This window comes from Ralstonia psammae, from assembly GCF_958405935.1.
GTDB lineage: Bacteria > Pseudomonadota > Gammaproteobacteria > Burkholderiales > Burkholderiaceae > Ralstonia > Ralstonia psammae.
The window spans coordinates 44,918-71,307 of the sequence record NZ_CATZBU010000007.1; the positions used below are offsets into that span (position 1 = coordinate 44,918).

General features: G+C 65.0%; 25 protein-coding genes. 11 read left to right on the forward strand and 14 right to left on the reverse strand.

Annotation, left to right across the window (positions count from 1 at the left end):
- Positions 1-203 precede the first annotated feature (203 nt).
- Entirely contained in the window at positions 204-1,928 is a 1,725-nt protein-coding gene (msbA, locus tag R2N16_RS15470) for a lipid A export permease/ATP-binding protein MsbA (RefSeq protein WP_316666776.1), read from the forward strand.
- A 52-nt stretch (positions 1,929-1,980) separates the two neighbouring features.
- Positions 1,981-2,577, forward strand: coding sequence for a peroxidase-related enzyme (locus R2N16_RS15475; protein WP_316666627.1), 597 nt, complete (start codon positions 1,981-1,983; stop codon positions 2,575-2,577).
- A gap of 13 nt (positions 2,578-2,590) precedes the next feature.
- Here the strand turns inward: R2N16_RS15475 and R2N16_RS15480 are convergent, their stop codons facing one another.
- Positions 2,591-3,490: a LysR family transcriptional regulator gene (locus R2N16_RS15480; RefSeq protein WP_316666628.1), complete on the reverse strand. Its 900-nt coding sequence runs from the start codon at positions 3,488-3,490 to the stop codon at positions 2,591-2,593.
- A 92-nt stretch (positions 3,491-3,582) separates the two neighbouring features.
- Between R2N16_RS15480 and mdlC the strand changes: the two genes are divergently transcribed.
- From mdlC to R2N16_RS15500, 4 genes are all read left to right on the forward strand, one after another.
- Complete coding sequence (gene mdlC / locus R2N16_RS15485; RefSeq protein ID WP_316666629.1) at positions 3,583-5,172, forward strand: benzoylformate decarboxylase; 1,590 nt, start codon at positions 3,583-3,585, stop codon at positions 5,170-5,172.
- Complete coding sequence (locus R2N16_RS15490) at positions 5,172-6,656, forward strand: aldehyde dehydrogenase (protein ID WP_316666630.1); 1,485 nt, start codon at positions 5,172-5,174, stop codon at positions 6,654-6,656. Before mdlC ends, R2N16_RS15490 begins: the two co-directional genes overlap by 1 nt.
- 7 nt (positions 6,657-6,663) lie before the next feature.
- Positions 6,664-7,599, forward strand: a complete 936-nt coding sequence (locus R2N16_RS15495; RefSeq protein ID WP_316666631.1) for a ketopantoate reductase family protein — start codon at positions 6,664-6,666, stop codon at positions 7,597-7,599.
- A 147-nt stretch (positions 7,600-7,746) separates the two neighbouring features.
- Positions 7,747-9,138, forward strand: a complete 1,392-nt coding sequence (locus tag R2N16_RS15500; protein WP_316666632.1) for an MFS transporter — start codon at positions 7,747-7,749, stop codon at positions 9,136-9,138.
- An 18-nt stretch (positions 9,139-9,156) separates the two neighbouring features.
- Here R2N16_RS15500 and rng read toward each other — a convergent pair whose 3' ends face one another.
- The 8 genes from rng to R2N16_RS15540 form a co-directional block, all read right to left on the reverse strand.
- Positions 9,157-10,626 carry a ribonuclease G gene (gene rng / locus R2N16_RS15505; RefSeq protein ID WP_316666633.1) on the reverse strand — a complete coding sequence of 490 codons (1,470 nt, stop codon included), beginning with the start codon at positions 10,624-10,626 and terminating at the stop codon, positions 9,157-9,159.
- Positions 10,627-10,753: 127 nt separating this feature from the next.
- Positions 10,754-11,377 carry a Maf family protein gene (locus R2N16_RS15510; RefSeq protein WP_316666634.1) on the reverse strand — a complete coding sequence of 208 codons (624 nt, stop codon included), beginning with the start codon at positions 11,375-11,377 and terminating at the stop codon, positions 10,754-10,756.
- The gene (gene rlmH, locus R2N16_RS15515) at positions 11,374-11,844 is read right to left on the reverse strand and encodes a 23S rRNA (pseudouridine(1915)-N(3))-methyltransferase RlmH (protein ID WP_316666635.1); all 471 of its coding nucleotides are present in this window, start codon (positions 11,842-11,844) and stop codon (positions 11,374-11,376) included. Before rlmH ends, R2N16_RS15510 begins: the two co-directional genes overlap by 4 nt.
- Before the next feature lie 21 nt (positions 11,845-11,865).
- Positions 11,866-12,492, reverse strand: coding sequence for a ribosome silencing factor (gene rsfS, locus R2N16_RS15520; RefSeq protein ID WP_316666636.1), 627 nt, complete (start codon positions 12,490-12,492; stop codon positions 11,866-11,868).
- A gap of 70 nt (positions 12,493-12,562) precedes the next feature.
- Positions 12,563-13,273, reverse strand: a complete 711-nt coding sequence (locus tag R2N16_RS15525; protein ID WP_316666637.1) for a nicotinate-nucleotide adenylyltransferase — start codon at positions 13,271-13,273, stop codon at positions 12,563-12,565.
- Positions 13,270-14,178, reverse strand: coding sequence for an oxygen-dependent coproporphyrinogen oxidase (gene hemF, locus R2N16_RS15530; protein ID WP_316666638.1), 909 nt, complete (start codon positions 14,176-14,178; stop codon positions 13,270-13,272). The genes R2N16_RS15525 and hemF overlap by 4 nt, the downstream gene beginning before the upstream one ends.
- 154 nt (positions 14,179-14,332) lie before the next feature.
- Positions 14,333-15,601, reverse strand: coding sequence for a phosphoribosylamine--glycine ligase (purD, locus tag R2N16_RS15535; protein WP_316666639.1), 1,269 nt, complete (start codon positions 15,599-15,601; stop codon positions 14,333-14,335).
- A gap of 95 nt (positions 15,602-15,696) precedes the next feature.
- On the reverse strand, positions 15,697-16,422 hold the full coding sequence (locus tag R2N16_RS15540; protein ID WP_316666640.1) for a YebC/PmpR family DNA-binding transcriptional regulator: 726 nt from the start codon (positions 16,420-16,422) through the stop codon (positions 15,697-15,699).
- 172 nt (positions 16,423-16,594) lie between these two features.
- On the opposite strand from R2N16_RS15540, the gene R2N16_RS15545 reads away from it, so the two are divergent.
- Entirely contained in the window at positions 16,595-18,145 is a 1,551-nt protein-coding gene (locus R2N16_RS15545) for a helicase HerA-like C-terminal domain-containing protein (RefSeq protein WP_316666641.1), read from the forward strand.
- A 70-nt stretch (positions 18,146-18,215) separates the two neighbouring features.
- On the opposite strand, the gene upp is transcribed toward R2N16_RS15545, so the two are convergent.
- Together upp and R2N16_RS15555 are read right to left on the reverse strand one after the other, a co-directional pair.
- Positions 18,216-18,866 carry a uracil phosphoribosyltransferase gene (gene upp / locus R2N16_RS15550; RefSeq protein ID WP_316666642.1) on the reverse strand — a complete coding sequence of 217 codons (651 nt, stop codon included), beginning with the start codon at positions 18,864-18,866 and terminating at the stop codon, positions 18,216-18,218.
- 65 nt (positions 18,867-18,931) lie between these two features.
- Positions 18,932-20,410, reverse strand: a complete 1,479-nt coding sequence (locus R2N16_RS15555) for an NCS1 family nucleobase:cation symporter-1 (RefSeq protein WP_316666643.1) — start codon at positions 20,408-20,410, stop codon at positions 18,932-18,934.
- Positions 20,411-20,593: 183 nt separating this feature from the next.
- Here R2N16_RS15555 and R2N16_RS15560 point away from each other — a divergent pair, with 183 nt between their 5' ends.
- Genes R2N16_RS15560 through R2N16_RS15575 form a run of 4 tightly spaced genes read left to right on the forward strand, consistent with a single transcriptional unit; the run spans position 20,594 to position 23,767 of the window.
- Complete coding sequence (locus R2N16_RS15560) at positions 20,594-21,514, forward strand: DMT family transporter (RefSeq protein WP_316666644.1); 921 nt, start codon at positions 20,594-20,596, stop codon at positions 21,512-21,514.
- A gap of 42 nt (positions 21,515-21,556) precedes the next feature.
- On the forward strand, positions 21,557-22,348 hold the full coding sequence (locus R2N16_RS15565; protein WP_316666645.1) for an SDR family oxidoreductase: 792 nt from the start codon (positions 21,557-21,559) through the stop codon (positions 22,346-22,348).
- A 10-nt stretch (positions 22,349-22,358) separates the two neighbouring features.
- On the forward strand, positions 22,359-22,790 hold the full coding sequence (locus R2N16_RS15570) for a methylglyoxal synthase (RefSeq protein WP_092969383.1): 432 nt from the start codon (positions 22,359-22,361) through the stop codon (positions 22,788-22,790).
- Complete coding sequence (locus tag R2N16_RS15575; protein WP_316666646.1) at positions 22,787-23,767, forward strand: quinone oxidoreductase family protein; 981 nt, start codon at positions 22,787-22,789, stop codon at positions 23,765-23,767. Before R2N16_RS15570 ends, R2N16_RS15575 begins: the two co-directional genes overlap by 4 nt.
- Before the next feature lie 9 nt (positions 23,768-23,776).
- Here R2N16_RS15575 and R2N16_RS15580 read toward each other — a convergent pair whose 3' ends face one another.
- The 3 genes from R2N16_RS15580 to R2N16_RS15590 form a co-directional block, all read right to left on the reverse strand.
- Entirely contained in the window at positions 23,777-24,073 is a 297-nt protein-coding gene (locus R2N16_RS15580; RefSeq protein WP_316666647.1) for a YkvA family protein, read from the reverse strand.
- A 164-nt stretch (positions 24,074-24,237) separates the two neighbouring features.
- On the reverse strand, positions 24,238-25,395 hold the full coding sequence (locus R2N16_RS15585) for a BMP family ABC transporter substrate-binding protein (protein ID WP_316666648.1): 1,158 nt from the start codon (positions 25,393-25,395) through the stop codon (positions 24,238-24,240).
- Between the two features lie 73 nt (positions 25,396-25,468).
- Entirely contained in the window at positions 25,469-26,389 is a 921-nt protein-coding gene (locus R2N16_RS15590) for an ABC transporter permease (RefSeq protein WP_316666649.1), read from the reverse strand.
- Position 26,390: the final 1 nt, after the last annotated feature.

The window sequence follows — 26,390 nt, forward strand, 5'->3', positions numbered from 1 at the left end:
TCTTGACCGGGGATTGCGCAGCAGGATGGGCCGGGTGGTCGATTGCCGCTAAAATGCCGGGTCGCCCGTCTGTCGGATGACAGCCGCTGCAGCGCACTTTATGTCGGCAGTGCCGATCGCCATGCGACGCAAGCTGCCCACCCTTATTTGAAAACGCCGTGAGTATACAAGCAAAGTCTGACCACCCAGCGCCCGCCAAGCCGATGCTCAAGCGTCTATGGAGCTATCTGCGCCCCGAATTGACCGCCTTCATCCTGGCGATGGTCGCCATGGGCGTGGTGGCGGCGACGGAGGGGATCATCCCCAAGGTCGTGAAGGATCTGCTGGATCAGGGCTTCGGCGGTGAATACGCCGGCAAGCTGTGGCAGGTGCCGGCCATGCTGGTGGGCATTGCGGTGGTGCGCGGCATCGCGCAATTTGCATCGACGTATCTGTTGAGCCTCGTGTCGAACAAGGTGCTGCTGAATCTGCGGATGAAGATGTTCGAGCGTCTGCTGCAGGCACCGGCTTCGTACTATCAGCGCAATACGGCGGCGTCGATCATCAACGCGGTCATCTTTGAAGTCAACCAGGTGCTGCAGGTGCTGACCGGCGTTTTCATCACGCTGGTGCGCGACTCGATGACGGTGCTGGCGTTGCTGATCTTCCTCTTCTATACCAACTGGCGCCTGACGCTCGTGGTGGCGGTGATCCTGCCGGTCATCGGGCTGCTGATGTCGCGTATCAACCGCCGCCTGCGCTCGCTCAACCGCGAGAGCCAGAATCTGACCAACCAGGCCGCCTATGTGGTGGAAGAGGCCGTGGGTGGCTACAAGGTCGTCAAGCTGCACGGCGGCGAGGCGTATGAATCGCTGCGCTTCAATGCCATGACGAATCGCCTGCGCGGCTACGCCATGCGCGTGGCGGTGGCCGGTGGCCTGAACCAGCCGGTGACGCAGTTCCTGGCGGCGCTGGCGCTGTCGATCATCCTGGCAATCGCCATGATGCAGGCGCAGGCCAACCAGACTACGGTCGGTGGCTTTACCGGCTTTGTGATGGCGATGCTGTTGCTGATCTCGCCGCTCAAGCACCTGACCGACGTGAATCAACCGCTGCAGCGCGGTCTGACCGCCGCCGAGTTCATCTTCGGCCTGATCGACACGCCGATCGAGCCGCAAGAGGACGGCAAGCGTATCGATCGCGCCCGCGGCGATGTGCGCTTCGACAACGTCACCTTCCGCTATGGCGAAGACGGCCGGGCGGCGCTCGACAACGTCAACCTGCACGTCAAGCCGGGCGAGGTCGTTGCGCTGGTCGGGCCCTCGGGCAGCGGCAAGACCACGCTGGTGAACCTGCTGCCGCGCTTCTTTGATCCGACCTCGGGCACGATCTCGCTCGACGGCGATGCGCTGGCAGATCTGGCGCTGCACGACCTGCGCCGCCAGATCGCTTTTGTAAGCCAGGATGTGGTGCTGTTCAACGACACCATTGCTGCCAACGTGGCATATGGCGCGCGTGACGCATCCGAGATCGACATGGCCCGCGTGCGCCGTGCGCTGGAAGCGGCCTACCTGACGGATGTGGTGGACAACCTCCCCGAGGGTATCGATACCAATGTCGGCGACAACGGTTCGAAACTATCCGGTGGCCAGCGTCAGCGTCTGGCGATTGCCCGCGCGATCTACAAGGACGCGCCGATCTTGATCCTGGACGAAGCGACTTCCGCGCTCGATTCGGAGTCCGAACGCCAGGTGCAGGCCGCCCTCGAACGGTTGATGGAAGGCCGTACGACGCTGGTGATCGCGCACCGTCTGTCGACCATCGAAAATGCCGACCGCATCATCGTGCTCGAGCACGGCAAGATTGCCGAAGCCGGCACGCACCGCGAACTCATCGACCGCGATGGGTTGTATGCTGGACTCCATCGCATCCAGTTCGCTACCCAGTAAAGCCCTTCCTCTCGGGCGGCGTGCTCAAGATGCTCAAATCAAAGGAGACATCGTGACGACCACCACGCCGCCCATCAGCCGGTTCCCGGTTCCTGAACTGGCCGACATTCCCGAAGACATTCGTGCGCGCATCCTCGAAGTGCAGGAGAAGAGCGGCTTTGTGCCGAACGTCTTCCTGGCGCTGTCGCATCGGCCCGAGGAGTGCCGTGCCTTCTTCGCGTACCACGATGCGTTGATGCTGCGCGAAGGCAGCAGCCTTACCAAGGGCGAGCGCGAGATGATCGTGGTCGCCACCTCCGCCGCCAACCAGTGCCTGTATTGCGTGGTCGCGCACGGCGCCATCCTGCGCATCTACGAGAAGAATCCGCTGGTGGCCGACCAGGTTGCCGTCAATTACCGCAAGGCCGACATCACGCCGCGCCAGCGGGCCATGCTCGACTTTGCGATGAAGGTCTGCACCGCCTCGCACATCGTGAATGACGCCGACTATGAAACGTTGCGCGCGCACGGCTTCGATGACGAGGACATCTGGGACATCACCGGCATCACCGCCTTCTTCGGCCTATCGAACCGCATGGCGAATGTGATTTCGATGCGGCCCAACGACGAGTTCTTCCTGCTCGGCCGCTTGCCGCGCGAGAAGAAATAGGGCGCAAGGGTGCCTACGCCGTCAGTTCGCGCAACGCTTCGAGCAGCTTGACGGCGGGGCTGGGCAGAATGCCGTGGCGGCGCCGGAATGCAGTGAGCGTGCGGCGCGCCACCAGGCCGGGAATCGGCAGCGGCTCGATCATGCCGGCGCGGCGCTCGGCATCGATCATCGGTTCGGCCATCCAGCTCAGGAACCCGGAGCGCGCTACCAGGCTCTTGAGTGCCGTCACCGAGCGCGTTTCCACCACGATGTTGGGCAGGCCCAGCCCGGCGGCTTCGAATACCTGACGCATGTGCTCGTACGGGCCGGTGCCGCGCGGCGGAACGGCCCACGGCGCATCCAGCGTATCGGCCAACGTCAAGCTGGGGCGGTGGCGCAGCGCGTGCTCCGGTGATGCGACGACGAAACTCGCATCCTCCCAACGGCAATCGGCGATGGCGATGATCTCTTCGGTATCCGGCATCGCCATGGACAGCGCGAGGTCGATCTCGTGCTTGACCAGTCCCTCGGCCAGCCGATCCCACACGCCTTCCAGTATCTCCACGCGCAGGCTCGGCCAGCGCGCGACCACCGTACCGACGGCCAGTGGCAACACATAACTTGCAATGCTGCCTACCGCACCCACGCGGATGGTGCCTTTGGCGAGGCCGCGCATGGCGTTGATTTCTTCGCGAGCGTAATCGGCCTCGTGCTGCAGCAACGACGCGTGCGGCAGGAGCGCCTGCCCGACGGCGGTGAGCTGCATGCCCTTGGAGTGCCGCTCGAACAGCGGCGCGCCCACCTCGTCTTCCAGCCGCTTGATGATGCGGCTGAGTGCCGGCTGCGTGACGTGCAGAACCTCCGCCGCGCGCCCGAGGCTGCCGGCGGAAACGATGGTGGTGAAGGCGCGCAACTGGCGCAGATCGAAAGTCATGCCAAAAGGTAATGACTTTGGCGAAATAATTCAATATCGCGTTAAGGACTACGGATTCCATACTGGCGACCTGTTCCAAGGAGACTGCCCGTATGACCCGCACCTCGCTCGCGCTGACCACCGTGCGCGACGCCTCCATCGAGCTGCTGCGCCGGCTCGGCATGACATCCGTGTTCGGGAACCCGGGTTCGACCGAGCTACCCATGTTTCGTGATTTCCCGGAGGACTTCCGCTATATCCTGGGCTTGCAGGAAGCCGTGGTGGTCGGCATGGCAGACGGCTACGCGCAGGCAACAGGCAATGCCGCGCTGGTGAACCTGCACTCGGCGGCCGGTGTCGGCAACGCCATGGGCAACATCTTCACGGCCTTCAAGAACCGCACGCCGCTGGTGATCACCGCTGGGCAGCAGGCGCGGTCCATCCTGCCCTTCGATCCATTTCTCGCATCCAACCAGGCGACCGAACTGCCCAAGCCGTACGTGAAATGGAGCATCGAGCCCGCGCGTGCGCAAGACGTGCCGCTGGCCCTGGCCCGTGCGTATCACATCGCCATGCAGGAGCCGCGCGGCCCGGTGCTGGTGTCGATTCCCGTGGATGACTGGGATCAAGCGACAGAGCCCGTCGCCGTGCACGAAGTGGCCACCGCGGTGCGGCCGGATCCGGTCACGCTGGCGCGCATCGGCGATCTGCTCGACGCGGCGCAGCGGCCGGCGTTCGTGGTGGGGGCGGCTGTTGATCGCGCTGGCGCATGGGATGCCGTCGTGCAACTCGCCGAGGCGCACAACGCGCGTGTGTTCACCGCACCGATGGCCGGGCGCGGCGCGTTTCCCGAAGATCACCGCCTGTTCGCCGGTTTCCTGCCTGCCATGCGCGAAAAGATCGTCAGCCGGCTGCAGGGGCACGACGTGGTGTTCGCGCTCGGTGCCCCGGCATTCACGTATCACGTGGAAGGGCATGGCCCGCATGTGCCAACGGGCGCGAAGCTCGTTCAATTGATTGACGATCCAGCGACCGCTGCGTGGACGCCGGAGGGCATTTCCGCCGTTGGCAACATCCGCCTGGGGGTGCTGGATCTGCTCGCTCGCCCCGCGCCACCGGCACGACCGCTGCCGCTACCACGCGCTCAATCGCCACGCGCCGAGCCTGGTTCACCCATGTCGGCAGCCTTCGTCTTGCAAACGCTTGACGCTGTACGCAGCCCCACAGATATCGTCGTCGAAGAAGCGCCGAGTGCCCGGTCAACCATGCAGGCCTATCTGCCGATGCGCCGATCGGGCGGGTTCTACACGATGGACAGCGGCGGCTTGGGCTATGGCATGCCGGCTGCCGTCGGCGTGGCGCTCGCCAAACCGGGCACACGTGTGATCGGCCTGATTGGCGATGGATCGAGCATGTATTCGATCCAGGCGCTGTGGAGCGCGGCGCTGCTCAAGTTGCCCATGACATTCGTCATCCTGAACAACCGCCGCTATGCTGCCCTGCAGGATTTCGCGCCGGTGTTCGGTTTTGCGCCGACCGCCGCTGTTCAGGGCACGGACCTGCATGGCATCGACTTTGTCGGCCTGGCCTGCGCCATGGGTTGCACTGGCGAGCGCGTGAGCGACCCGCACGCGCTGGAAGCCGTGCTGCGCACCGCTTTGCAATCCACCGGACCAACCTTGATAGAAGTGGAGATCGCCTGATGACGAATACAAATGTCGCCGCACTGGACGCGGCGCACACCATCTCGATGCTGATCAACGGCGAGCGCGTGCACGCTGCGAATGGCGCCGTCTTCGAGCGGCGCAACCCGCTTGACGGCACCGTCGCCACGCGCGCGCCCGCTGCAACGGTGGAGGATGCCCGTCGCGCAGTGGATGCCGCTGCTGCTGCATTCCCCGCCTGGGCCGCGATGGGCCCGACCGAGCGCCGCGCGTTGCTGATGCGTGCTGCACAGGCACTCGAGGCGAAGGGCGAGGCTTTCGCTGCCGCGATGGCCGCTGAGACAGGCGCCTCCGCGCTGTGGGCCGGCTTCAACGTGCATCTGGCTGCGAGCGGCTTGCAGGAAGCCTCCGCCATGACTACGCAGATTGCAGGCGAGATCATTCCGTCCGACGTGCCGGGCAGCCTCGCCATGGGCGTGCGCCAACCGGCAGGCGTGGTGTTGGGTATCGCGCCGTGGAATGCGCCGGTCATCCTGGCCGTGCGCGCGATTGCGCTGCCGCTGGCGTGCGGCAATACCGTCGTATTGAAAGGCTCCGAGGTTTCGCCGGCTACACACGGGCTCATCATCGAGGCCCTGCAGGAGGCAGGCTTGCCGAAGGGCGTCGTCAATTTTGTGACGAATGCCCCGGCCGACGCGGGTGCAGTGGTGGAGGCGATGATCGCCCACCCGGCTGTGCGGCGCGTCAACTTTACGGGCTCCACGCGCGTGGGCCGCATCATTGCGCAGACGTGCGCCACGCATCTGAAACCCGTTGTGCTGGAGCTGGGCGGCAAGGCGCCGCTGCTGGTGCTGGCGGATGCGGATATCGATGCTGCCGTCGACGGCGCGGCCTTCGGCGCGTTCGCCAATTCTGGCCAGATCTGCATGTCCACCGAGCGCATCATCGTCGACGAAACCATCGCCGATGCGTTCGTTGCCAAGCTGGCCGCCAAGGCCGCAGCGCTGCCGTTGGGCGATCCGCGCAAGGGGCCGGCGGTACTCGGCTCGGTGGTCGACATGAGCACGGTCGAACGCTGCAATCACCTCATCGACGACGCACTCGCCAAAGGCGCGAAGCTGCTGTGCGGGGGCAAGGCCACCAACACGCTGATGCCCGCCACGCTGCTCGATCACGTTACGCCCGACATGCTGATCTACACGGAAGAATCGTTTGGCCCGGTCAAAGGCATCGTGCGTGTGAGTGGCGACGACGCCGCCATCGCCTGTGCGAATGACAACGCGTATGGTCTGTCGTCTGCGGTGTTCAGCCGCGATGTGGCCCGCGCAATGAACGTCGCGCGCCGCATCGAATCCGGCATCTGCCACATCAACGGCCCGACCGTGCACGACGAGGCGCAGATGCCGTTTGGCGGCGTCAAGGCGAGCGGCTTCGGGCGCTTTGGCGGCCGCGCTGGCGTGGCCGAGTTCACCGAGCTGCGCTGGATGACGGTGCAGACCACGCCGCGGCACTATCCTTTCTGAGATGACGATGAAGATCGCAATCCTCGGCGCGGGTGCCATGGGCTCGTTATTCGGCGGACTGTTGGCCGAGGCCGACCAGCATGTCACGCTGCTCGACATCCATGACGCGCATTTGCATGCGATCACCACCTACGGTTTGCGGCTCGAAACCGATGGCGGTGATCGCCACGTCCGCAACCTGCAGGCCCTGCGCCCGGGGGAGGCGACGGACGTGCCCGAGCTGCTGATCGTCTTCACCAAGGCAATGCATACGCGTGCGGCGCTGGCGAGCGTGCGTCACCTGATCGGCACGTCAACGCACGTGCTGACCCTGCAGAACGGGCTGGGCAATGTGGAGGCACTGGCTTCGGTCGTGCCGTCTGAGCGCATCTTTGTCGGTGTGACGACGTGGCCGGCAGATCTTGTCGGTCCGGGCCACGTGCACTCGCATGGCACCGGCGCCATCCGCCTGATGTCGGCAGATGGCGCACAGCGTCCGATGCTTGCACGCGTGGTGGATACGCTGTCCGCCGCCGGCCTGAACTGCCAGGCCGACGCGAACGTATGGGGCGCAGTCTGGGAAAAGGTGGCCTTCAATGCTGCGCTCAATCCGCTGTGCACGGTGCTGAACCAGCCCGTCGACGCACTGGGCGCGGTGGAAGACGGCCCGGCATTGGCGCTGGCCATCGTGGACGAAGTGCTGGCGGTGGCACGCGCCAGCGGCATCACGGTCGATGCCGCGAAGGTGGGTGACAACGTGCGGCACGCCATCGTCGCGCATCGCGGGCACAAGCCGTCGATGCTGCAGGACGTGCTGGCCCGACGCCCGACCGAGATCGAATCCATCAACGGCGCCGTGGTGGCGACGGCGCGCCGGCATGGCGTGCCCGTGCCGCACACCGAGACGTTGATGCAACTGGTGCGGTTGGTGCAGGCGCAGGCCGTGCACGGGCAAGCGCCCTAGGTGACCGAAGTACCCCGCTTTTCATTCGATGGCGCGCAGACGCCACCTCAACGGAGACAACCACATGATGTGCAGTTCCAGATTGGTGAGCGCGGCGGTGGTATTGCGTTGCGTGTTCGCGTGCTTGGCGTCCCAGCGGAGGCCGGCATGAACCAGAATCAGACCACGGTCGATATCGGTACGGTCCTCGACGACGGGCCGTTTTCACTCGCGCAGAAGATGGCGGTGCTGCTGGCGGCGTTCGCGGTCGTCATGGACGGCTTTGATGGCCAGTTGATCGGCTTTGCCATCCCCGTGCTCATCAAGGAGTGGGGTATCACGCGCAACGCGTTCGCGCCGGCGGTGGCTGCCGGGCTGATCGGCATGGGGCTGGGCAGCGCGCTGGCGGGCCTGCTTGCCGATCACTTCGGGCGACGCTGGGCGCTGATCGGCAGCGTGTTCGTGTTTGGGGTGGCGACGTGCTCAATCGGCTTTGCACCCAACGTGGCGACGATTGCCGCGCTGCGATTTGTCGCCGGCCTGGGCATCGGTGGCGCGCTGCCAAGCTCGACGACGATGACGGCGGAGTTCACACCTGCGCGTCGCCGCACACTGGCGGTGACGGCCACCATCGTATGCGTGCCGCTGGGCGGGATGCTGGCAGGCCTGTTCGCGGGCCACGTGCTGCCGCTCTATGGCTGGCGCGGGCTGTTCTGGATCGGCGGTGCACTGCCGCTGGTGCTCGGGTTCGTGCTGGTGGTTGCGCTGCCCGAATCGCCGCGTTTCCTGGCGCGCCGCCAGTCACACTGGCCGCAACTGGCGCATCTGTTGTCGAAGATGGAGCGCGATGTGCCCGCCGATGCGGTGTTTGCCGATGTGGCGGGCCAGAAGGTCATCCAGCACGCGAGTTTCCGCTCGCTCTTCGCGCCGGGGCAGGCTCGCGATACGGTTGCGCTGTGGGCAGCGTTCTTCATGTGCCTGCTGGCCGTGTACGCGGCGTTCAGCTGGCTGCCGACGATGCTGGCTTCAGAAGGTTTGAGCGTGAGCGTGGCCGGCTCGGGGCTGACGGCATATAACCTGGGCGGCGTGATAGGCGCGTTGGTTTGCGCGGTGACGATCGCGCGATGGGGTTCGCGTTGGCCAATGGCGCTGTGTTGCGTGGGCGCGGCCGCGAGCGCCTTTGCTTTGCAGGGTGTCGATGTCAAGCTGAACACGAACCTGCTGATCATCGGCCTTGGGCTGCACGGGCTGTTCGTCAACGCCGTGCAATCGACGATGTATGCGCTGTGTGCCTACGTCTATCCGACGGCGGTGCGCGCGACGGGCACGGCATCGGCGGTGGCGTTCGGTCGCCTCGGCGCCATCCTCAGCGCGTTTGCCGGTGCGATGGTCATCACCGCCGGCGGGGCCGTGGCCTATCTGGCGATGCTCGGGATTGCGATGTTGGTAGTGCTGGCCGCGCTGCTGACCATGCGCGAGCAGATTCCGCGTCTGACAGAGCGTGCGGCGGCATCCATGGCCGCGGCGCCGGTATCGCACGGCAGCCCGGCCAAACCGTAGCTGCCGCGCGGGGCAGTGCTACATCAGAATAATGTCGTACTGCTCCTGGCTGGCCGCCGACGATTCCACCTGCAGCGAAATCGGCTTGCCGATGAAATCGCCCAGCATCGCAAGGTGCTGGCTTTCTTCTTCCAGGAACAGGTCGATCACCGACTGCGATGCGAGGATGCGGAACTCGCGTGGATTGAACTGTCGCGACTCGCGCATGATCTCGCGCAGGATGTCGTAGCACACGGTGCGTGGCGTCTTGACTTGGCCCTTGCCGTGGCACACCGGACATTGCTCGCACAGCACATGCGCGAGCGATTCCCGCGTCCGTTTGCGCGTCATCTCCACCAGCCCGAGTTGCGAGAAGCTGTTGACGGTGATGCGCGTGCGGTCGCGTGACAGCGCCTTGCGCAATTCCGCCAGCACCGCATCGCGATGCTCGGCCGACTCCATGTCGATGAAGTCGATGATGATGATGCCGCCCAGGTTGCGCAGCCGCAGTTGCCGTGCGATGGTGTGCGCCGCTTCCAGGTTGGTCTTGAAGATCGTGTCGTCGAAGTTGCGTGCGCCCACGTAGCCGCCGGTGTTGACGTCGATGGTCGTCATCGCCTCGGTCTGGTCGATCATCAGGTAGCCGCCCGATTTCAGATCGACGCGGCGCGATAGCGCGCGCTCAACTTCGGCCTCGATGTTGTACAGGTCGAAGATCGGCCGTTCACCGGTGTAATGCGTCAGGCGCTCGACTACGGCCGGCGTGTACTCCTGCGCAAACTCAACGAGTTTCTGATGGTTCTCGCGCGAATCGACCTGGATGCTGCGCGTTTCGTCGGTCACGAAATCGCGTAGCACGCGCTGGGCGAGGTTCAGGTCCTGATACAGGATCGACGGCGCGGGCAGGGTGGTCGCATGGTGACGGATGGTCGCCCAGATCTTGCGCAGGTAAGCGACGTCGTTGGCGAGTTCTTCGTCGGTCGACTCTTCGGCGATGGTGCGCACGATGAAGCCACCGCGTTCGTCGGTGGGCACCATGGCGGTCACGCGCGCACGCAGCGCTTCACGCTCGGCCTCGTTGCCGATCTTTTGCGAGATACCGATGTGCGGGTCTTGCGGCAGATACACCAGCGTGCGGCCAGCAATGCTGACTTGCGTAGACAAGCGCGCACCCTTGGTGCCAATCGGGTCCTTGATGACCTGCACCATCAGCGCCTGCCCTTCGAAGAGCGTCTTCTCAATGGCGACCTGCGGTGTGGGTGGCGCGTCCTTGGCGTCGCGCGGATGCCAGATGTCGGCCACGTGCAGAAATGCCGCGCGTTCCAGCCCGATATCGATAAAGGCCGACTGCATGCCGGGCAGCACGCGCACCACCTTGCCAAGGTAAATGTTGCCGACCAGGCCGCGCGTAAGCGTGCGCTCGATGTGAAGCTCTTGAACGGCGGCTTGCTGGACGATGGCCACGCGCGTTTCTTGCGGCGTGATATTGACGAGGATGTCTTCGGACATGGAGAGGTACCAGGAGAGCGGGTTTCAGCACCCGCCTCTGGGCTTGATCGTGTGCGCCCGAAGCGTGTCGTGAAACCGGCCCTCGCACGCTGCCCGGTGCGTGCTTCAGCGGCCGGCCAGGGGCGAGTTACAGCGTGATGCTCGCCTGTGCGAGTAGTGCGGCGGTCTCGAACAAGGGTAGGCCCATGATACCCGAATAGCTTCCCGCAATATGGGCAACAAAGGCGGCTGCGCGGCCCTGGATGCCGTATGCGCCGGCCTTTCCGAACGGCTCGCCGCTGGCGATGTAGCGGGCGATGTCGTTGTCCGTCAGCACGGCAAAGCGCACGTCGGAAATGGACAGCGCGTGCATCGGCGTGCCGCTGGCGGTGACGACCGTCACGGCGGTCAGCACGCGGTGTTCGCGGCCGGACATGGCGCGCAGCATGCGGTGGGCATCGGCGGCGTCAGTCGGCTTACCCAGGATTTCGCCGCCCAGGCATACCGTGGTGTCGGACGTGAGGATCGGCAGGGCAGGAAGTTTGCGCGCGATGCGGCGGCGCACTGCAGCCTGTGCCTTCAATGCGCAGACACGTTGGACGTAGTCATCAGGCGTCTCGCCAGGGAGCGCGGCTTCCAGCGCTTCGGCATCTTCCTCGTCGCCGGCCAGCAGCAACTCGAAGCGTGCGCCGATCTGGCGCAACAGCTCCTGCCGGCGCGGGCTTTGCGAGGCGAGGTAGAGGTGCGGCGCGCCGGGTGCATCCATGGTCATACGCGGTGGTACGGGTGGTTCTGCGTGATGCTCCACGCGCGGTAGAGTTGCTCGGCGAGCAGCACGCGCACCATGCCGTGCGGCAGGGTCAGGCTCGACAGGCGTATGAGCGTACGGGCTTTGGCCTTGAGCGCCGGATCCAGCCCATCCGCGCCGCCGATCACGAAGGCGATGTCGCCGCCTTCCTGTTGCCATCCGGTGAGGGATTCAGCCAGTGCGATAGTGGTGAGGTCCTTGCCGCGCTCATCCAGCGCGATCATGCGGCAGCCCTTGGGCAGCGCGGCTTCAATGCGCGCGGCCTCAAGCTGCATGACGGTGGCGGCGGTGCGGCTGCCCGAGCGTTGCTCGGGCTTGATCTCGCGCAGTTCGATGCGCAGTTCGGGCGGCATGCGCTTGGCATATTCAGAGAAGCCGTCCTCGATCCAGGACGGCATCTTGTGCCCGACGGCAACGATCAGCAACTGCATGGCGAGACTGCCTGCTCGACGTTACGCTGCGCGCTTCTTGGCGGGGGCGCGTTTGGCTGCCGTCTTGGTCGCCGGCTTTGCGGTGGTCTTCGTGGCCGGCTTGCCGGTACCGGTCGTCCGCTTGGTGGCCGGCTTCTTGGCACCCGTCTTGGCGGGGGCCTTCTTGGCTGGCGCTGCGGCCTTTGTCGGGCGCTCACCTGCCAGCTTCGGCTTGGTGGTGCGGCGCTTGGCCGGCGTCACTTCTTCGGCCTCGTCTTCGTCGTCGTAGCTTTCGCTGGCCTTGGGCAGGCCGCGAGCACTCGTGCCGCTAAGCTCGATGCGCACCGGCTTGTCGCCCCAAATCTCTTCGAGGTTGTAGTACTGGCGCAGTTGCGGCTGCATGATGTGGACCACGGCGTCGCCGCAGTCGACCAGCACCCATTCGCCCACGTCTTCGCCTTCCACGGCGATGATGTGGCCGCCGGCTTCCTTGACAGCATCACGCACGGATGCGGCCAGGGCTTTGGTTTGGCGGTTGGACGTGCCGCTGGCGATGACCGTGCGGTCGAACAGTTCGGTCAAGTGCGTCGTATTGAAGACCTTGATGTCTTGCGCCTTGACGTCTTCGAGCGCGTCGACGATCACGCGTTGTAGTTTGCGAATATCCATACTGAGTGAGAAGAACGTTTAAAGGGCGAGAAAAGGTCAAAAAAGCGCGTGAATGCAGTCAATCACGCGGTCAGGCACTGACTGTGCCATTGGCACGGCGGTACAGCGAATGCGATTGGATCAGGTCGGCCACGCCGGCGGGCAGGTCGGCGTCGCAGCGCGCGCCGGTGGCGAGCTGCTGGCGCAGGCGGGTGGATGACAGGTCGACAGCCAGCGTCTGGTCGATCCACATATGGCCGGCGGGTGCGCATTGTATCAATGCCGTGTCGCCCCGGCGCACATCGAGTTCGCGTTGCACCGGCACATGCAGTGCCTGAAGGTCGAAACCGGGGCGCGTGGCGACGCACAAGTGGACGTATTCGAACAGGTCCTGCCAGCCGTGCCAGGTATCCAGGCCGACGAGCTGATCGGCGCCCATGAGCCACGCCATGGAGGTATCCGCACCGTAGACGCCGCGCAATTCGCGCACGGTGTCGATGGTGTAGCTGGGGCCGTGGCGGTCGACTTCCATGCCGCTCACATGGACACGCGCGCGGCCACCGCGCACCGCTCTGGCAGCCAGCTCGGTCATGGCAAAGCGCAGCGGGGCAGGGGTGATGTCGGCGGCTTTCTGCCAAGACACGCCGGTCGGAATCCACAGCAGCTCATCGAGGTCGAGGCGGGCGATGCACAGCTCGGCCAGGGCGATGTGGCCGACGTGCGGCGGATCGAACGTGCCGCCCAGCAAGCCAAGGCGGTAGGGGCGATCGAGATCGGGGCGCACGAACGAGGGAAGCGTCATACCCAATCGCGCGCCGGCAGGAAATCGGTGTACAGCGCGGCTTCCGGTGACCCCGCTTCCGGCTGCCAGTCGTAGCGCCAGTTGGCCGCCGGCGGCATCGACATCAAGATCGATTCCGTGCGCCCGCCGCTTTGCAGGCCGAACAGCGTGCCGCGGTCGAATACCAGGTTGAACTCGACATAGCGGCCGCGGCGATAGGCTTGGAAGGCGCGTTCACGTTCACCGTAGGGCGTGGCGTGGCGTTGTTCGGCGATGGGCAGCCAGGCGGGGAGGAAGGCATCGCCCACGGAGCGCATCATCTCGAAGCTGCGCTCGAAGCCCAGCTCCGCAAAATCGTCGAAGAAGATGCCGCCGATGCCGCGCGCTTCCTTGCGGTGCTTCAGATAGAAATAATCGTCGCACCATTGCTTGAAGCGCGGGTACAACTCATCGCCGTAGGGGGCCAGGGCGCCCTGGCAGGTGCGGTGGAAGTGCGAGGCGTCTTCGGTGAAGCCGTAGTAGGGCGTGAGGTCCATGCCGCCGCCGAACCACCAGACGGGCTCGGCATCGGGGCGCACGGCGACGAAGCAGCGCACATTCATATGCACTGTCGGCACGTAGGGATTGCGCGGATGAAAGACCAGAGACACGCCCATCGCCTCGAAACCGCGCCCCGCCAATTCGGGCCGGTTGGCGGTCGCCGACGGAGGCAGGGTGTCGCCCTTCACGTGCGAAAAGCCGACGCCGCCGCGCTCGAGCAGCGCGCCGCCTTCCAGGATGCGGGTGCGACCGCTGCCGCGCAGGCGCTCGGTGGGCGGCTTTTCCCACGCGTCGGTGACGAACGTGCCGCCGTCCAGCGTGCTGGCGGCAGTGGTGATGCGGTCCTGCAGGTCCAGCAGGTAGGCGCGGACGGCTTGGATATCCATGCGATCAGGAGGGGCCGCTCGTAGATCGAGTCGGCCGAGTCATACAGTTGTCACCATTGTAGCGGGCGGGCCGCCGGGGCACGTCGGGGATCACCCGGGGTGACGGATGCCGCGCCTGCCCCATGGTGGGGCATCGGCGCGGCCCGGCGATCGCTCAATGGCGGATGGCGCGATGTCCGATATCGGTACGGTACTGTGCGCCGTCAAAGTGGATCTGTTCGATTGCGTTGTACGCCGCACGCTGGGCCGCCTTGACGGTATCGGCCAGGCCGACTACGCACAGCACCCGGCCGCCGTTGGTGGTCAGCACGCCGTCCTTGAGCGTGGTGCCGGCGTGGAAGGTGACGCTGTCTTCGGTTTCCTTCGGAATGCCGGTGATGACGTCACCCTTGCGCGGCGTATCCGGGTAGTTGTGGGCGGCCATCACCACGCCCAGCGCGGTGCGGCGGTCCCAGTCCAGCTCCATGCCGTCGAGCTTGCCGTCGATGGCGCGGTCGAGCACGTCGTACAGGTCGGTCTTCATGCGCGCCATGATCGGTTGCGTTTCCGGATCGCCCATGCGGCAGTTGAATTCGAGCGTCTTGGGGTTGCCTTCGGCGTCGATCATCAGGCCGGCATATAGAAAACCAGTGTAGGGGATACCGTCCTTCTCCATGCCGCGGATGGTCGGCATGATGATCTCGCGCAGCGCTCGGGCGTGCAGCGTGGGCGTGACGACGGGCGCGGGCGAGTAGGCGCCCATGCCGCCCGTGTTGGGGCCGGCGTCACCGTCGAGCAGGCGCTTGTGGTCCTGGCTGGTGGCCAGCGCCACGACGTTCTTGCCGTCGCACACGACGATGAAGCTGGCTTCCTCGCCAGCCAGGAATTCTTCGATCACCACGCGCGCACCGGCGTCCCCGAGGCGGTTGTCAGCCAGCATCATGTCGATGGCGCTGTGCGCTTCTTCCAGGGTCATCGCCACGACCACGCCCTTGCCGGCGGCCAGGCCATCGGCCTTGATGACGATCGGGGCGCCTTCCTGGTCAACGTACGCATGTGCTTGCGCAGCATCGCCGAAAGTCTGGTACTTGGCGGTCGGAATGCCGTGGCGATGCATGAACGCTTTGGCGAAATCCTTCGACGATTCGAGCTGTGCGGCGGCCTTGGTCGGCCCGAAGATGCGCAGCCCCTTGGCGCGGAACAGGTCGACGATGCCTGCGGCCAGCGGCGCTTCCGGTCCGACCACCGTGAAGTGGATACCTTCGCGCTCTGCAAAGGCGGCCAGCACTTCCGGATCCGTGATCGGGAGGTTCTGCAGGCGTTTGTCGAGCGCCGTACCGCCGTTGCCGGGGGCCACGTACACCACCTGTACCTTGGGCGAGCGTGCCAGCTTCCATGCCAGGGCGTGCTCTCGACCGCCCGAACCGACCACCATCACTTTCATGCTGTACCTACCTGAAATTGCTAAATCCGATTCGAAATCTGGAAAACAAAAACGGCGATCGTGAGGTCGATCGCCGTTATGCGCGTGTCCGAGGCTTACTCCCCGATGACCGCGTTGGTGAAGACTTCCTGCACGTCGTCCAGGTTTTCCAGGACGTCGAGCAGCTTCTGCATCTTGACCGCGTCTTCGCCGGTGAACTCGACTTCGGTCTGCGGCTTCATGATGACTTCGGCCAGTTCCGCCTTGAAGCCGGCGGCTTCCAGCGCGGACTTGACCTTGGCGAAATCGTTGGGCGGGCAGATGACTTCGAGCGAGCCGTCCTCATGGGTGACGACATCGTCGGCGCCGGCTTCGAGCGCGGCGTCCATCAGCTTGTCTTCCGGCGTGCCCGGCGCGTAGACGAACTGGCCGACGTGGTCGAACAGGAAGGCCACCGAGCCCTGCGTGCCCATGTTGCCGCCGTACTTGTCGAACCCGTGACGGACTTCGGCCACGGTGCGCGTGCGGTTGTCGGTCAGGCAGTCGACGATGATGGCTGCGCCGTTGATGCCGTAGCCTTCGTAGCGAATTTCTTCGTAGTTCGCGCCTTCCAGGCCACCCACGCCGCGCTGGATGGCGCGGTTGATGTTGTCCTTGGGCATGTTCGCGTCGGTGGCCTTGTCCATGGCCAGGCGCAGGCGCGGGTTGGAGTCGGCATCGCCGCCGCCCAGACGGGCCGCCACGGTGATTTCCTTGATCAGGCGCGTCCAAACTTTGCCGCGCTTGGCGTCGGCAGCGGCTTTCTTATGCTTGATATTGGCCCATTTGGAATGACCGGCCATGAAACTCTCCGAGCGGAATGCAGTGGAATCTGGCGCCCAGATGGCGGTTTGACGCCACCTGCACGCTCTATAATCGGTCGCAGATTTTAGCATGCTGCACACGCCCGCCGCCCCGTCCATCCGGTCGACTCGCTGGCGTGTTATCCCCCCGATTGATCCTCGTCCAAACGCCATGACCGATCCCATTCTGATTGCCAAGAACGCCAAAGCGGAGTTGGTGCTGCTGCCCCAGCTCGCCAACCGGCATGGCTTGATTACCGGCGCCACCGGCACCGGCAAGACCGTCACCCTGCAAACAATCGCGCAGGGCCTGTCGAAGATTGGCGTGCCGGTGTTCCTGGCTGACGTGAAAGGTGATCTGACCGGCATTTCGCAAGCCGGCCAGTCCAACGACAAGCTCAAGGCCCGCCTGCAGGAACGGGGCTTGGAAGAGCCGCAATGGGCCGGCTGCCCTGTGACGCTGTGGGATGTGTACGGCGAGCGTGGCCATCCCGTGCGCGCCACCGTGTCCGACATGGGCCCGCTGATGCTCTCGCGCATGCTGGAGCTGAACGACATCCAGACCGGCGTGCTGAATCTTGTCTTCAAGATTGCGGACGACTCGGGGCTCGCCCTGCTCGACACGAAAGATCTGCGCGCAATGTTGCAGCACGTTGGCGAGCATTCGTCGGACTACACGAACAAGTACGGGAACATCTCGTCGGCCAGCATCGGGGCCATCCAGCGCAACCTGATCGCGCTGGAAGAGCAGGGCGCCGACCAGTTCTTCGGCGAGCCGATGCTCGACATCAACGATCTGATGCAGACCGTGCGCGGCCAGGGTGTGATCAACATCCTCGCGGCCGACAAGTTGCTCAACGCGCCCAAGTTGTACGCGACGTTCCTCCTGTGGATGCTCTCTGAGTTGTTCGAGCATCTGCCGGAGGTGGGCGACGTGGATAAGCCCAAGCTCGCCTTCTTTTTTGACGAGGCGCACCTGCTGTTCAACGACGCGCCGCCGTCGCTGCTGCAGAAGGTGGAGCAGGTGGTGCGGCTGATCCGCTCCAAGGGCGTGGGCGTGTACTTCGTCACGCAGAACCCCGCCGATGTGCCCGACACGGTGCTCGGCCAGCTTGGCAACCGCGTGCAGCACGCGCTGCGGGCCTTCACGCCGCGCGATCAGAAGGCCGTGAAGGCAGCGGCCACCACAATGCGCGCGAATCCGGAATTCAGCATCGAAGAGGCCATTGGCGAACTGGCCGTGGGCGAGGCGCTGATCTCCATGCTGGACGAAGGCGGCCGCCCGGAGATCACGCAGCGTGCGTTTGTCGTCCCGCCCGCATCGCGCATTGGGCCGATCTCGGACGACGAGCGCCGCGAGTTGATCACCAATTCCCTGGTGGCCGGCCGCTATGACACGGCAATCGACCGCGAATCGGCGTACGAGATCCTGTCCGGCCGTGTGGCGAAGGGTGGGGCGGCATCTGCGCCGGCACCGGGTTCCATCGGCACGGATTTCGGGGCGTCGACCGGTTCAGCCCCCGTGCCAGCGCAACAGGAGAGCGGCGGCTGGCTTGGCGATGTCGGTTCGATCCTGACCAAGGGGACGGGCCGCAGCGGCCGTGGCGATTCGATCGTCGAAACGTTGGCCAAGTCGACGATGCGCACCATCGGTTCAACCGTCGGGCGCGAAATCGTGCGCGGCGTGCTGGGCAGCATTCTGGGCGGATCGAAGAAGCGCTGAGCGCGTCCGATGCACCAAAGAAAACAGCCGGCAATGCCGGCTGTTTTCATGTGCTCAACACGTGGCGCAATCAGTTCTTGGTGCCAAACAGGCGGTCGCCCGCATCGCCCAGGCCCGGGATGATGTAGGCGTTTTCGTCCAGGTGCGAATCGAGCGAGGCCACGAACAGCTTCACGTCCGGATGCGCCTGCTGGAACACTTCTACGCCTTCCGGTGCGGCCACGAGTGCCAGGAAGAGGATGTTCGCGTCGGGCACGCCGCGCTTCTTCATCACGTCGACAGCGTGTACGGCCGAGTAGCCGGTGGCGACCATCGGATCGCACAGGATGAAGGTGCGGTCCTCCAGGTCGGGCAGGCGCACCAGGTACTCCACCGGACGGTGCTGCTCATCACGGTACACACCGATGTGGCCGATGCGCGCCGACGGAATCAGTTCCACCAGCCCGTCGCTCATGCCCACGCCCGCGCGCAGCACCGGCACCACGGCCAGCTTGCGGCCGGCAATGACGGGCGCTTCCATCGGGCCCATGGGCGTGTCGATGTGGCGGCTGGTCAGAGGCAGGTTGCGCGTGATTTCGTAGCCCATCAGCAGTGTGATCTCGCGCAGCAGCTCGCGGAACGTGCGCGTGGACGTGTCCTTGTCGCGCATGTGCGTGAGCTTGTGCTGGATCAGCGGGTGATTGAGGATGAACAGGTTCGGAAAGCGCGGATCTTGTTTCATGGCGGCAAGGGATTCTCAGATGGGGCGCATTGTACCGGCGCGCCCCGTGTCGATTTTGGAAGCGCTCAACGACGCCCGCGCATCAGGATCACATACACCACGGCCGAAATCGCGAGGCCCACGAACCATGCGTAGGTGTACAGCGCCTCGAACACGCCCGGCACGCTGGCGACGAACCCGGCCTGTTTGAAGAAGCCCGGCAGATTGGGCAGCACGCCGATGACGAGCGCGACGATGGCACGGCCGTTCCAGCCGTTGCCGTAACCGTAGGGGCCGTCCACCCGGAACAGCTCGCCGGTCTTGAGCACGGTGCGTCGCACCAGGAAGTAGTCGACCATCATGATGCCGGCTACCGGCCCCAGCAGCGCGCCGTAACCGACCAGCCACGTGAAGATGTAGCCCTTGGTCGTTTCCAGGATCTTCCACGGCATCATCGCCAGGCCGATGCCCGCCGTGATGTAGCCGCCGATGCGGAACGAGATGCGGTGCGGCGCCAGGTTCGAGAAGTCATACGCCGGCGAGACCACGTTGGCGGCGATGTTCGTCATCAGCGTGGCGGTGATGAGCGCCAGCAGCGCGACGATGACCGATGGGCCGGTCATCTTGCCGGCCAGCGTGACCGGGTCCCAGATAGCCTGGCCGTAGATGACCACCGTGGACGACGTAACGAGCACGGCCACCAGGGCCAGCAGCCCCATCGGCAGCGGCAGGCCGATCGCTTGCCCGACGAGCTGATCCCGCTGGCTGCGCGCGAAGCGGGTGAAGTCGGGAATGTTCAGCGCCAGCGTGGCCCAGTAGCCGACCATCGCGGTGAGCGATGGCCAGAAGAAGCCCCAAAACTCGCCGGCGCGCTTGCCGCCCGCCGAAAACGCCGACGGCGCCGACAGCATCGGTCCAAAGCCGCCCGCATTGATATACGCCCACCAGACCAGGCCGAGTGCTGCCAGGATCAGCAGCGGGGTGGCCAGCGCCTGGAAGCGCTTGATCGATTCGAGCCCCTTGGTGATCAGCCAGATGTGCAGCGCCCAGAACAGCAGGAAGCAGAAGCCCTGGCCCGGGTTGATGCCGAGCCCCGGAATGTTGCTGCCCACCAGCATGTTGTCGGTGACGACGTTGAGGATCGTGTAGATCGCCTGGCTGCCCAGCCACGTCTGGATGCCGAACCAGCCGCATGCCACGATGGCCCGCAGGATGGCCGGCAACTGCGCGCCGCGTACACCGAACGACGCCCGCACCAACACAGGAAAAGGGATGCCGTACTTGGTACCCGCGTGGCCCACCAGCACCATCGGCACGAGCACGATCAGGTTGCCCAGGAACACCGTCAGCACCGCCTGCCACCAGTTCATGCCCTCGCTCATCAGGCCCGAGGCCAGCATGTAGGCCGGCACCGATACCACCATCGACACCCACAGCGCGGCGTAGTTGGTGGCCGTCCAGGTGCGGGCGGCGGGCGGGGTGGGGTTGAGGTCTTCGTTCCAGAGGGTCGGGTCGGGTGCCCCGGCCGCCTCCGCGGAGAACACGGAAGAGGTGGTTTGGCTCATGTCGATGTGGAATCCGTTGTCGTTGTAGATGTTCGGAATGCAGGCGCGATTGTACGGCGGTCGAGGCGTGCCCAAGCGAAACCTGTGCCACGTGCAAGGCACCCCGCGCCGGAACGTTTTGTTGAATTCCAATACAATCGACGACGCCCTCCATCACCGCCCGCACCCCGCTCGCGCTCCGCTGTGACCACCGCGTCTTCTGCGTCTTCCACTCCCCCCGCAAGAACCACCGACACCGGCGGCCTGCTGCTTGCCTCTATGGGCGCCGTGCTGTTTTCTGCCAAGGCCATCGTCGCCAAGCTGATGTACCGCTATCAGGTGGATGCCGTCATGGTCATCACCCTGCGCATGCTGCTGGCCGCACCGCTGTTCATGGCAATGGGGTGGTGGCAGTCGCGCCGTGCGCAGCCCCTGGCCCGCGCAGACCGCTGGCGCATCGTCGGCTTGGGGCTGATCGGCTATTACCTCTCCAGCTTTCTCGACTTTCTCGGCCTGCAATACATCACGGCAGGGCTGGAGCGGCTGATTCTGTTTCTGACGCCGTCGTTCGTGCTGTTGATCACGTCCACAGTATTCAAGCGGCGCATTACCGGCTTGCAGTGGGTGTCACTGGCGCTGGCCTATGCCGGCATCGTGCTGGTGTTCGCGCACGACCTGAACCTGGGCGGTCATAACGTGTGGCTGGGCGGCGGGTTGGTGCTCGCCAGCGCCATCAGCTACGGTATCTATCTGCTGGCCAGCGGTGAGCTGGTCAAGCGTGTGGGTTCGATGCGGCTGGTTGCCTATGCGATGTGCGTGTCGACCGCGGCCTGCATCGTCCAGTTTCTGGTGCTGCGGCCGATGTCGGCACTGGTGTTGCCCTGGCAGGTGTATGGGCTGTCGGCCATCAACTCGGTGTTCTGCACGGTGGCGCCGGTCACGATGACGATGATGGCGGTGGCGCGCGTGGGTGCGCCGGTGGCGTCGCAGGCCGGCATGATCGGGCCGGTGTCGACGCTTTTGCTGGGCTGGTGGCTGCTGGGCGAGCCGATCACGGTGTGGCAGATCGCCGGCAGTGCGCTGGTGCTGGCCGGTATGGCGCTGCTGTCACGCCGTCGCGGCTGACTGGCAGCCAATCGAAATAACAATCACGAGGAGTCAGACAGGATGGACTTGGGGCTGAAAGGCAAGCGTGCACTGGTGTGCGGCGCAAGCAAGGGATTGGGCTTTGCGTGCGCCGACGCGCTGGCCGCCGAGGGCGTGGACGTGGTGATCGTCGCGCGCGGGGCCGAAGCGTTGTCGGCAGCCGCCGAGCGCATTCGCACGGCGCACGGCGTGCACGTGGAGGCCGTGGCCACCGACATCACCACGCCGGAAGGCCGCGCCGAAGCGCTGCTCGCGTGCGAGCGCCTGGGCGGCTCGCCCGACATTCTCGTCAACAACGCGGGCGGCCCGCCGCCGGGCAACTTCCGCGATTGGGACCGCGATGCGTGGAATGCCGCGCTCAACGCCAATATGCTCACGCCCATCGACCTCATCAAGGCCACCGTCGACAAGATGATCGAGCGCCGTTGGGGCCGCATCGTCAATATCACCAGCGGTGCGGTAAAGGCCCCGATCGACGTGCTGGGCTTGTCCAACGGCGCGCGCTCCGGCCTGACCGGCTTCGTGGCCGGCCTGGCGCGTGAAGTCGCCAAGCATGGCGTGACCGTCAACAATCTGCTGCCCGGCCAGTTCGAGACCGACCGCCTGACCAAGACGCTGGAAGCGGGCGCCAAAGCCGCCGGCATCAGCGCAGAAGAGAATTTCGACCGCAAGCGGCAGGGCAATCCGGCGCGACGCTTCGGCCAACCGGCCGAATTTGGCGCCGTGTGTGCCTTTCTGTGCAGCCAGCACGCTGGCTACCTGAATGCGCAAAACATCCTGCTGGATGGCGGCAGCTTCCCTGGCACCTTCTAAACCAATCACCATGACCACCCTTACGCCCGAAAGCGCAGCCCGCAAACGCCGCGTCGCCCTGATCGCGCACGACCACAAAAAAGACGACATGGTCGCTTTTGCACAAACGCACCAGGCCTTCCTGTCGCAATGCGACCTGCTGGCGACCGGCACCACCGGCGGCCGGCTGGAAAAGGAAGTCGGCCTGACCGTGCAGCGCATGCTGTCCGGCCCGTGGGGCGGCGACCTCCAGATCGGCGCGCAGTTGGCCGAAGGCCGCGTCGACGCCGTTATCTTCCTGCGCGACCCGATGACGCCGCAGCCGCACGAACCCGACATCAACGCGCTGGTCCGTGCCTGCGACGTCCACAACATTCCTTGCGCCACCAACCTGGCAACCGCCGATCTGGTGATGTCTGCCCTGCAACGGGTGGCGCCTGACCCGAAGGAGATCCACGCATGACACAAGCGAAAGCCATTCGCATCTTTGAGACCGGCGGCCCAGAAGTGATGAGGCTCGTCGATGTCGAAGTGCCCGCGCCCGGCCCCGGCGAGGCGACGGTCAAGCAGCATGCCATCGGTCTGAACTACATCGACGTGTACTTCCGCACGGGGCTGTATCCGCAGCCGCTGCCGGGCGGTATCGGCATGGAAGCGTCGGGTGTGGTGGAAGCCGTGGGCCAGGGCGTGACGCACGTCAAGCCGGGCGACCGCGTGGCCTATGCCGGCCGCCCGACCGGTGCCTACGCGGCGGTGCGCACCATGCCGGCCGACATTCTGGTGCGCTTGCCGGATGCGATCGACTTTGAAACCGGCGCAGCGATGATGCTGCAGGGCATGACCGCGCAGTACCTCATCCGCGACAGCTATCGCGTGCAGCCGGGCGATACGGTGTTGTTTCACGCCGCCGCTGGGGGTGTGGGTTTGATCGCGTGCCAGTGGCTCAAGGCGCTGGGCGCCACGGTGATCGGCACCGTTGGCAGTGATGCCAAGGCCGAACTGGCCCGTGCGCACGGTTGCGATCACACCATCGTCTATACGCGTGAGAACTTTACCGAGCGCGTGCGCGAAATCACCGGCGGCAAGGGCGTGCCGGCGGTCTACGACGGCATTGGCAAGGACACCTTCACCGGTTCGCTGGATTGCCTTGCGCCGCGCGGGATGATGGTCACCTACGGCAACGCATCGGGCCCGGTGCCGCCGTTTGATCTTAGTGTGCTGAGCGCAAAAGGCTCGCTCAAGATCACGCGGCCGACGCTGATGACCTACACGGCGCGGCGCGAGCTGCTGGAGCCGATGGCGGCAGAGTTGTTTGATGTGGTGAGCAGCGGCAAGGTGAAGATCGAAATTCACCAGCGCTACGAACTGCTAAACGCGGCGCAGGCGCACCGCGATCTGGAAGGACGCAAGACGACCGGGTCGACGATCCTCTTGCCATAAGACGGGAAGTTAGCGCCCGGTGGGCTTCACCCGCCGGGCGGCGGCAAAGCGCACATCTTCGCGCACACGGTCGGGCAAGGCGCGCAGCAACATGTGCAGCGCGAACGGGACCAGCACAATGTCATCCACCCAGCCGATCACCGGGATGACATCCGGAATCAGGTCGACCGGCGAGACCACATACCCCACCAGCAGCAGTGCAGCCGGGATGAGCCACCACGGCTTGTCCGGATGGCGCAGGGCAAACCACAGCAGGCGCACGTCGTTGCGCACCACGCTCCACAGGCGGAAGAGTCGTCCGAACATCGTGGGCTCCTTGATGAAAAGCCGGCGTCACATGAGAACCTTAGACCGGCGGATCATCGTATCAGCTTGGGGAAACGGCCCGGTTTTCAAGATGTGGCCCCGTCGTCCATGAAAAAAGCCGGCCCTCTGGCGAGGTGCCGGCTTTTTGCTGCAACGGGTAAAACTTAACCCGGGATCTTGCCTTCCACGCCTTCGACGTAGAACTTGATGCCGTGCAGGAAGCCGTCGTCGGCGACCTTGTCGGCGGGCAGGACTTCCTTGCCGGTGTTGTCCTTCAGCGGCCCCTTCCAGATCGGTGCCGAGCCGTCGATGATGCCCTTCTTGCGGGTGTCGACCAGTGCCTTCACGTCTTCCGGCACCACGGCGTTGTACGCGCCCAGATCGATTGCACCTTCCTTCAGGCCCCACCACACGGTTTCCGGCTTCCACTTGTTCTCAAGCACGTCGCCGATGACCTTGGTGTAGTACACGCCCCATTTGTTGATCGAGGCAGCCAGGTGGGCCTTCTCGCCAAACTTGGTCATGTCGCTGTCCCAGCCGATCGCATAGACGCCTTTCTCTTGCGCGGTCTGCACCACGGCGGCGGAGTCGGTGTTCTGCATCAGCACGTCGACACCTTGGCCGATGAGCGTCGTCGCAGCTTCGCGTTCCTTGCCCGGATCGAACCACTTGTTGACCCACACCACGCGGGTGGTGGCCTTCGGGTTGACGCTGCGCGCGCCGAGGGTGAACGAATCGATGTTGCGGATCACCTCAGGGATGGGCACCGAACCCACCACGCCCAGCTTGCCCGACTTGCTCATCTTGCCGGCCACCACGCCCGCCAGGTACGCGCCCTCATACGTGCGCACGTCGTACTGGCCGAGGTTGTCAGCGGTCTTGAAGCCGGTGGCGTGTTCGAACTTCACGTCCGGGAATTCCTTGGCGACCTTGAGCATCGATTCCATGAAACCAAAGCTCGTGCCGAAGATGACCTTGTTGCCTTGCGTGGCCAGGTCGCGGAACACGCGCTCAGCATCCGCAGCGCTTTCGGGCACGCTTTCGACGAAGCTGGTCTTCACCTTATCGCCGAACTTGGCTTCGACTTCCTTGCGGCCGTCGTCGTGGGCGTGAGTCCAGCCCGCGTCGCCCACGGGGCCGACGTAGACGAACGCGATCTTCAGCGGCTCATTGGCCGGCGCCGGTGCGGCAGCGGCGGGAGCCGACGATGCAGCCGGCGCGGCGTTGCCGGCCGCGGTGTCGTTGGACTTGCCGCAACCCCAGAGGGTCAGGGCAGCGCCGGCGGCCAGGGCGGCCAGCGTGATCCTGCGGGTAACGTTCATCGATTTCTCCTGTTGTGTGGTTCGTTGACTGTATTGAAGCAAAAACGGGAATGCAGAAGGCTTAGGCCGCAGTTTAGGCTGCCCCCGGGCGGAACGGCTTGCCGAGCGACGCGGGCATGTTCAGGCGGATCCAATCCGGATTGCGCGAGATGATGGCCAGCACGACGATGGTGGCCGCAAACGGCGCCATCGACAGAATCTGCGACGGCACCGATACGCCCATGCCCTGCAGGTGGAATTGCAGGATCGTCACGCCACCGAACAGCAACGCACCGAACAGGATGCGCAGCGGGCGCCAGGTGGCAAAGGTCGTCAGCGCGAGGGCAATCCAGCCGCGGCCGGCCACCATGTTTTCGACCCACATCGGCGTGTAGACCAGCGACAGGTACGCACCCGCCAGCCCACAGCACGCACCGCCAAACAGCAGCGCACCAAAGCGGATGGTGCGTACCGGGTAGCCCAGCGCGTGAGCCGACTCCGGCGATTCACCGACCGCACGCAGTGTGAGGCCGGCGCGTGTCTTGAACAGGAACCACGCAATCGCGCCGCACAGCAGCAGGCTGAAATAGACCATCCAGTGGTGCGCGAAGAAGGCGGGGCCCACAAACGGAATCGATTCCAACCCAGGGATGCCGTGCGCCTGCGCCGGCAGCGACATGCCGACAAAGCGCTGCCCCATGAAGGCAGACAGCCCGGTGCCGAAGATCGACAAGGCGAGGCCCGTGGCGACTTGGTTGGTGACGAGCACCAGCGCCAGCCAGGCGAAGAGGGCCGCCATCACCATGCCGGCGATCGCGCCAGCAGCAAAACCCAGCAGCGGAATCTGCGTCTGGTAGCCGACCATGAAGCCGACCACGGCGGCCACCAGCATCATTCCTTCGGCGCCGAGGTTGAGCACGCCGGAGCGCTCGTTCATCAAGAGGCCCAGGGCGGCCAGCAACAGCGGGGTACCTGCGTTGATCGACGCGGCGATCAGGGGAGCGAGACTTTCCATA

Coding starts and splice junctions, on each gene's coding strand:
- mdlC (WP_316666629.1), top strand. CDS start 3,583: ATGACCCGCACCTCGCTCGCGCTGACCACCGTGCGCGACGCCTCCATC.
- R2N16_RS15490 (WP_316666630.1), top strand. CDS start 5,172: ATGACGAATACAAATGTCGCCGCACTGGACGCGGCGCACACCATCTCG.
- R2N16_RS15575 (WP_316666646.1), top strand. CDS start 22,787: ATGACACAAGCGAAAGCCATTCGCATCTTTGAGACCGGCGGCCCAGAA.
- R2N16_RS15480 (WP_316666628.1), bottom strand. CDS start 3,490: ATGACTTTCGATCTGCGCCAGTTGCGCGCCTTCACCACCATCGTTTCC.
- R2N16_RS15565 (WP_316666645.1), top strand. CDS start 21,557: ATGGACTTGGGGCTGAAAGGCAAGCGTGCACTGGTGTGCGGCGCAAGC.
- rlmH (WP_316666635.1), bottom strand. CDS start 11,844: ATGCAGTTGCTGATCGTTGCCGTCGGGCACAAGATGCCGTCCTGGATC.
- hemF (WP_316666638.1), bottom strand. CDS start 14,178: ATGGATATCCAAGCCGTCCGCGCCTACCTGCTGGACCTGCAGGACCGC.
- purD (WP_316666639.1), bottom strand. CDS start 15,601: ATGAAAGTGATGGTGGTCGGTTCGGGCGGTCGAGAGCACGCCCTGGCA.
- R2N16_RS15555 (WP_316666643.1), bottom strand. CDS start 20,410: ATGAGCCAAACCACCTCTTCCGTGTTCTCCGCGGAGGCGGCCGGGGCA.
- rsfS (WP_316666636.1), bottom strand. CDS start 12,492: ATGGATATTCGCAAACTACAACGCGTGATCGTCGACGCGCTCGAAGAC.
- R2N16_RS15525 (WP_316666637.1), bottom strand. CDS start 13,273: ATGACGCTTCCCTCGTTCGTGCGCCCCGATCTCGATCGCCCCTACCGC.
- R2N16_RS15570 (WP_092969383.1), top strand. CDS start 22,359: ATGACCACCCTTACGCCCGAAAGCGCAGCCCGCAAACGCCGCGTCGCC.
- rng (WP_316666633.1), bottom strand. CDS start 10,626: ATGTCCGAAGACATCCTCGTCAATATCACGCCGCAAGAAACGCGCGTG.
- R2N16_RS15495 (WP_316666631.1), top strand. CDS start 6,664: ATGAAGATCGCAATCCTCGGCGCGGGTGCCATGGGCTCGTTATTCGGC.
- R2N16_RS15580 (WP_316666647.1), bottom strand. CDS start 24,073: ATGTTCGGACGACTCTTCCGCCTGTGGAGCGTGGTGCGCAACGACGTG.
- R2N16_RS15590 (WP_316666649.1), bottom strand. CDS start 26,389: ATGGAAAGTCTCGCTCCCCTGATCGCCGCGTCGATCAACGCAGGTACC.
- R2N16_RS15500 (WP_316666632.1), top strand. CDS start 7,747: ATGAACCAGAATCAGACCACGGTCGATATCGGTACGGTCCTCGACGAC.
- R2N16_RS15510 (WP_316666634.1), bottom strand. CDS start 11,377: ATGACCATGGATGCACCCGGCGCGCCGCACCTCTACCTCGCCTCGCAA.
- R2N16_RS15545 (WP_316666641.1), top strand. CDS start 16,595: ATGACCGATCCCATTCTGATTGCCAAGAACGCCAAAGCGGAGTTGGTG.
- R2N16_RS15540 (WP_316666640.1), bottom strand. CDS start 16,422: ATGGCCGGTCATTCCAAATGGGCCAATATCAAGCATAAGAAAGCCGCT.
- upp (WP_316666642.1), bottom strand. CDS start 18,866: ATGAAACAAGATCCGCGCTTTCCGAACCTGTTCATCCTCAATCACCCG.
- msbA (WP_316666776.1), top strand. CDS start 204: ATGCTCAAGCGTCTATGGAGCTATCTGCGCCCCGAATTGACCGCCTTC.
- R2N16_RS15585 (WP_316666648.1), bottom strand. CDS start 25,395: ATGAACGTTACCCGCAGGATCACGCTGGCCGCCCTGGCCGCCGGCGCT.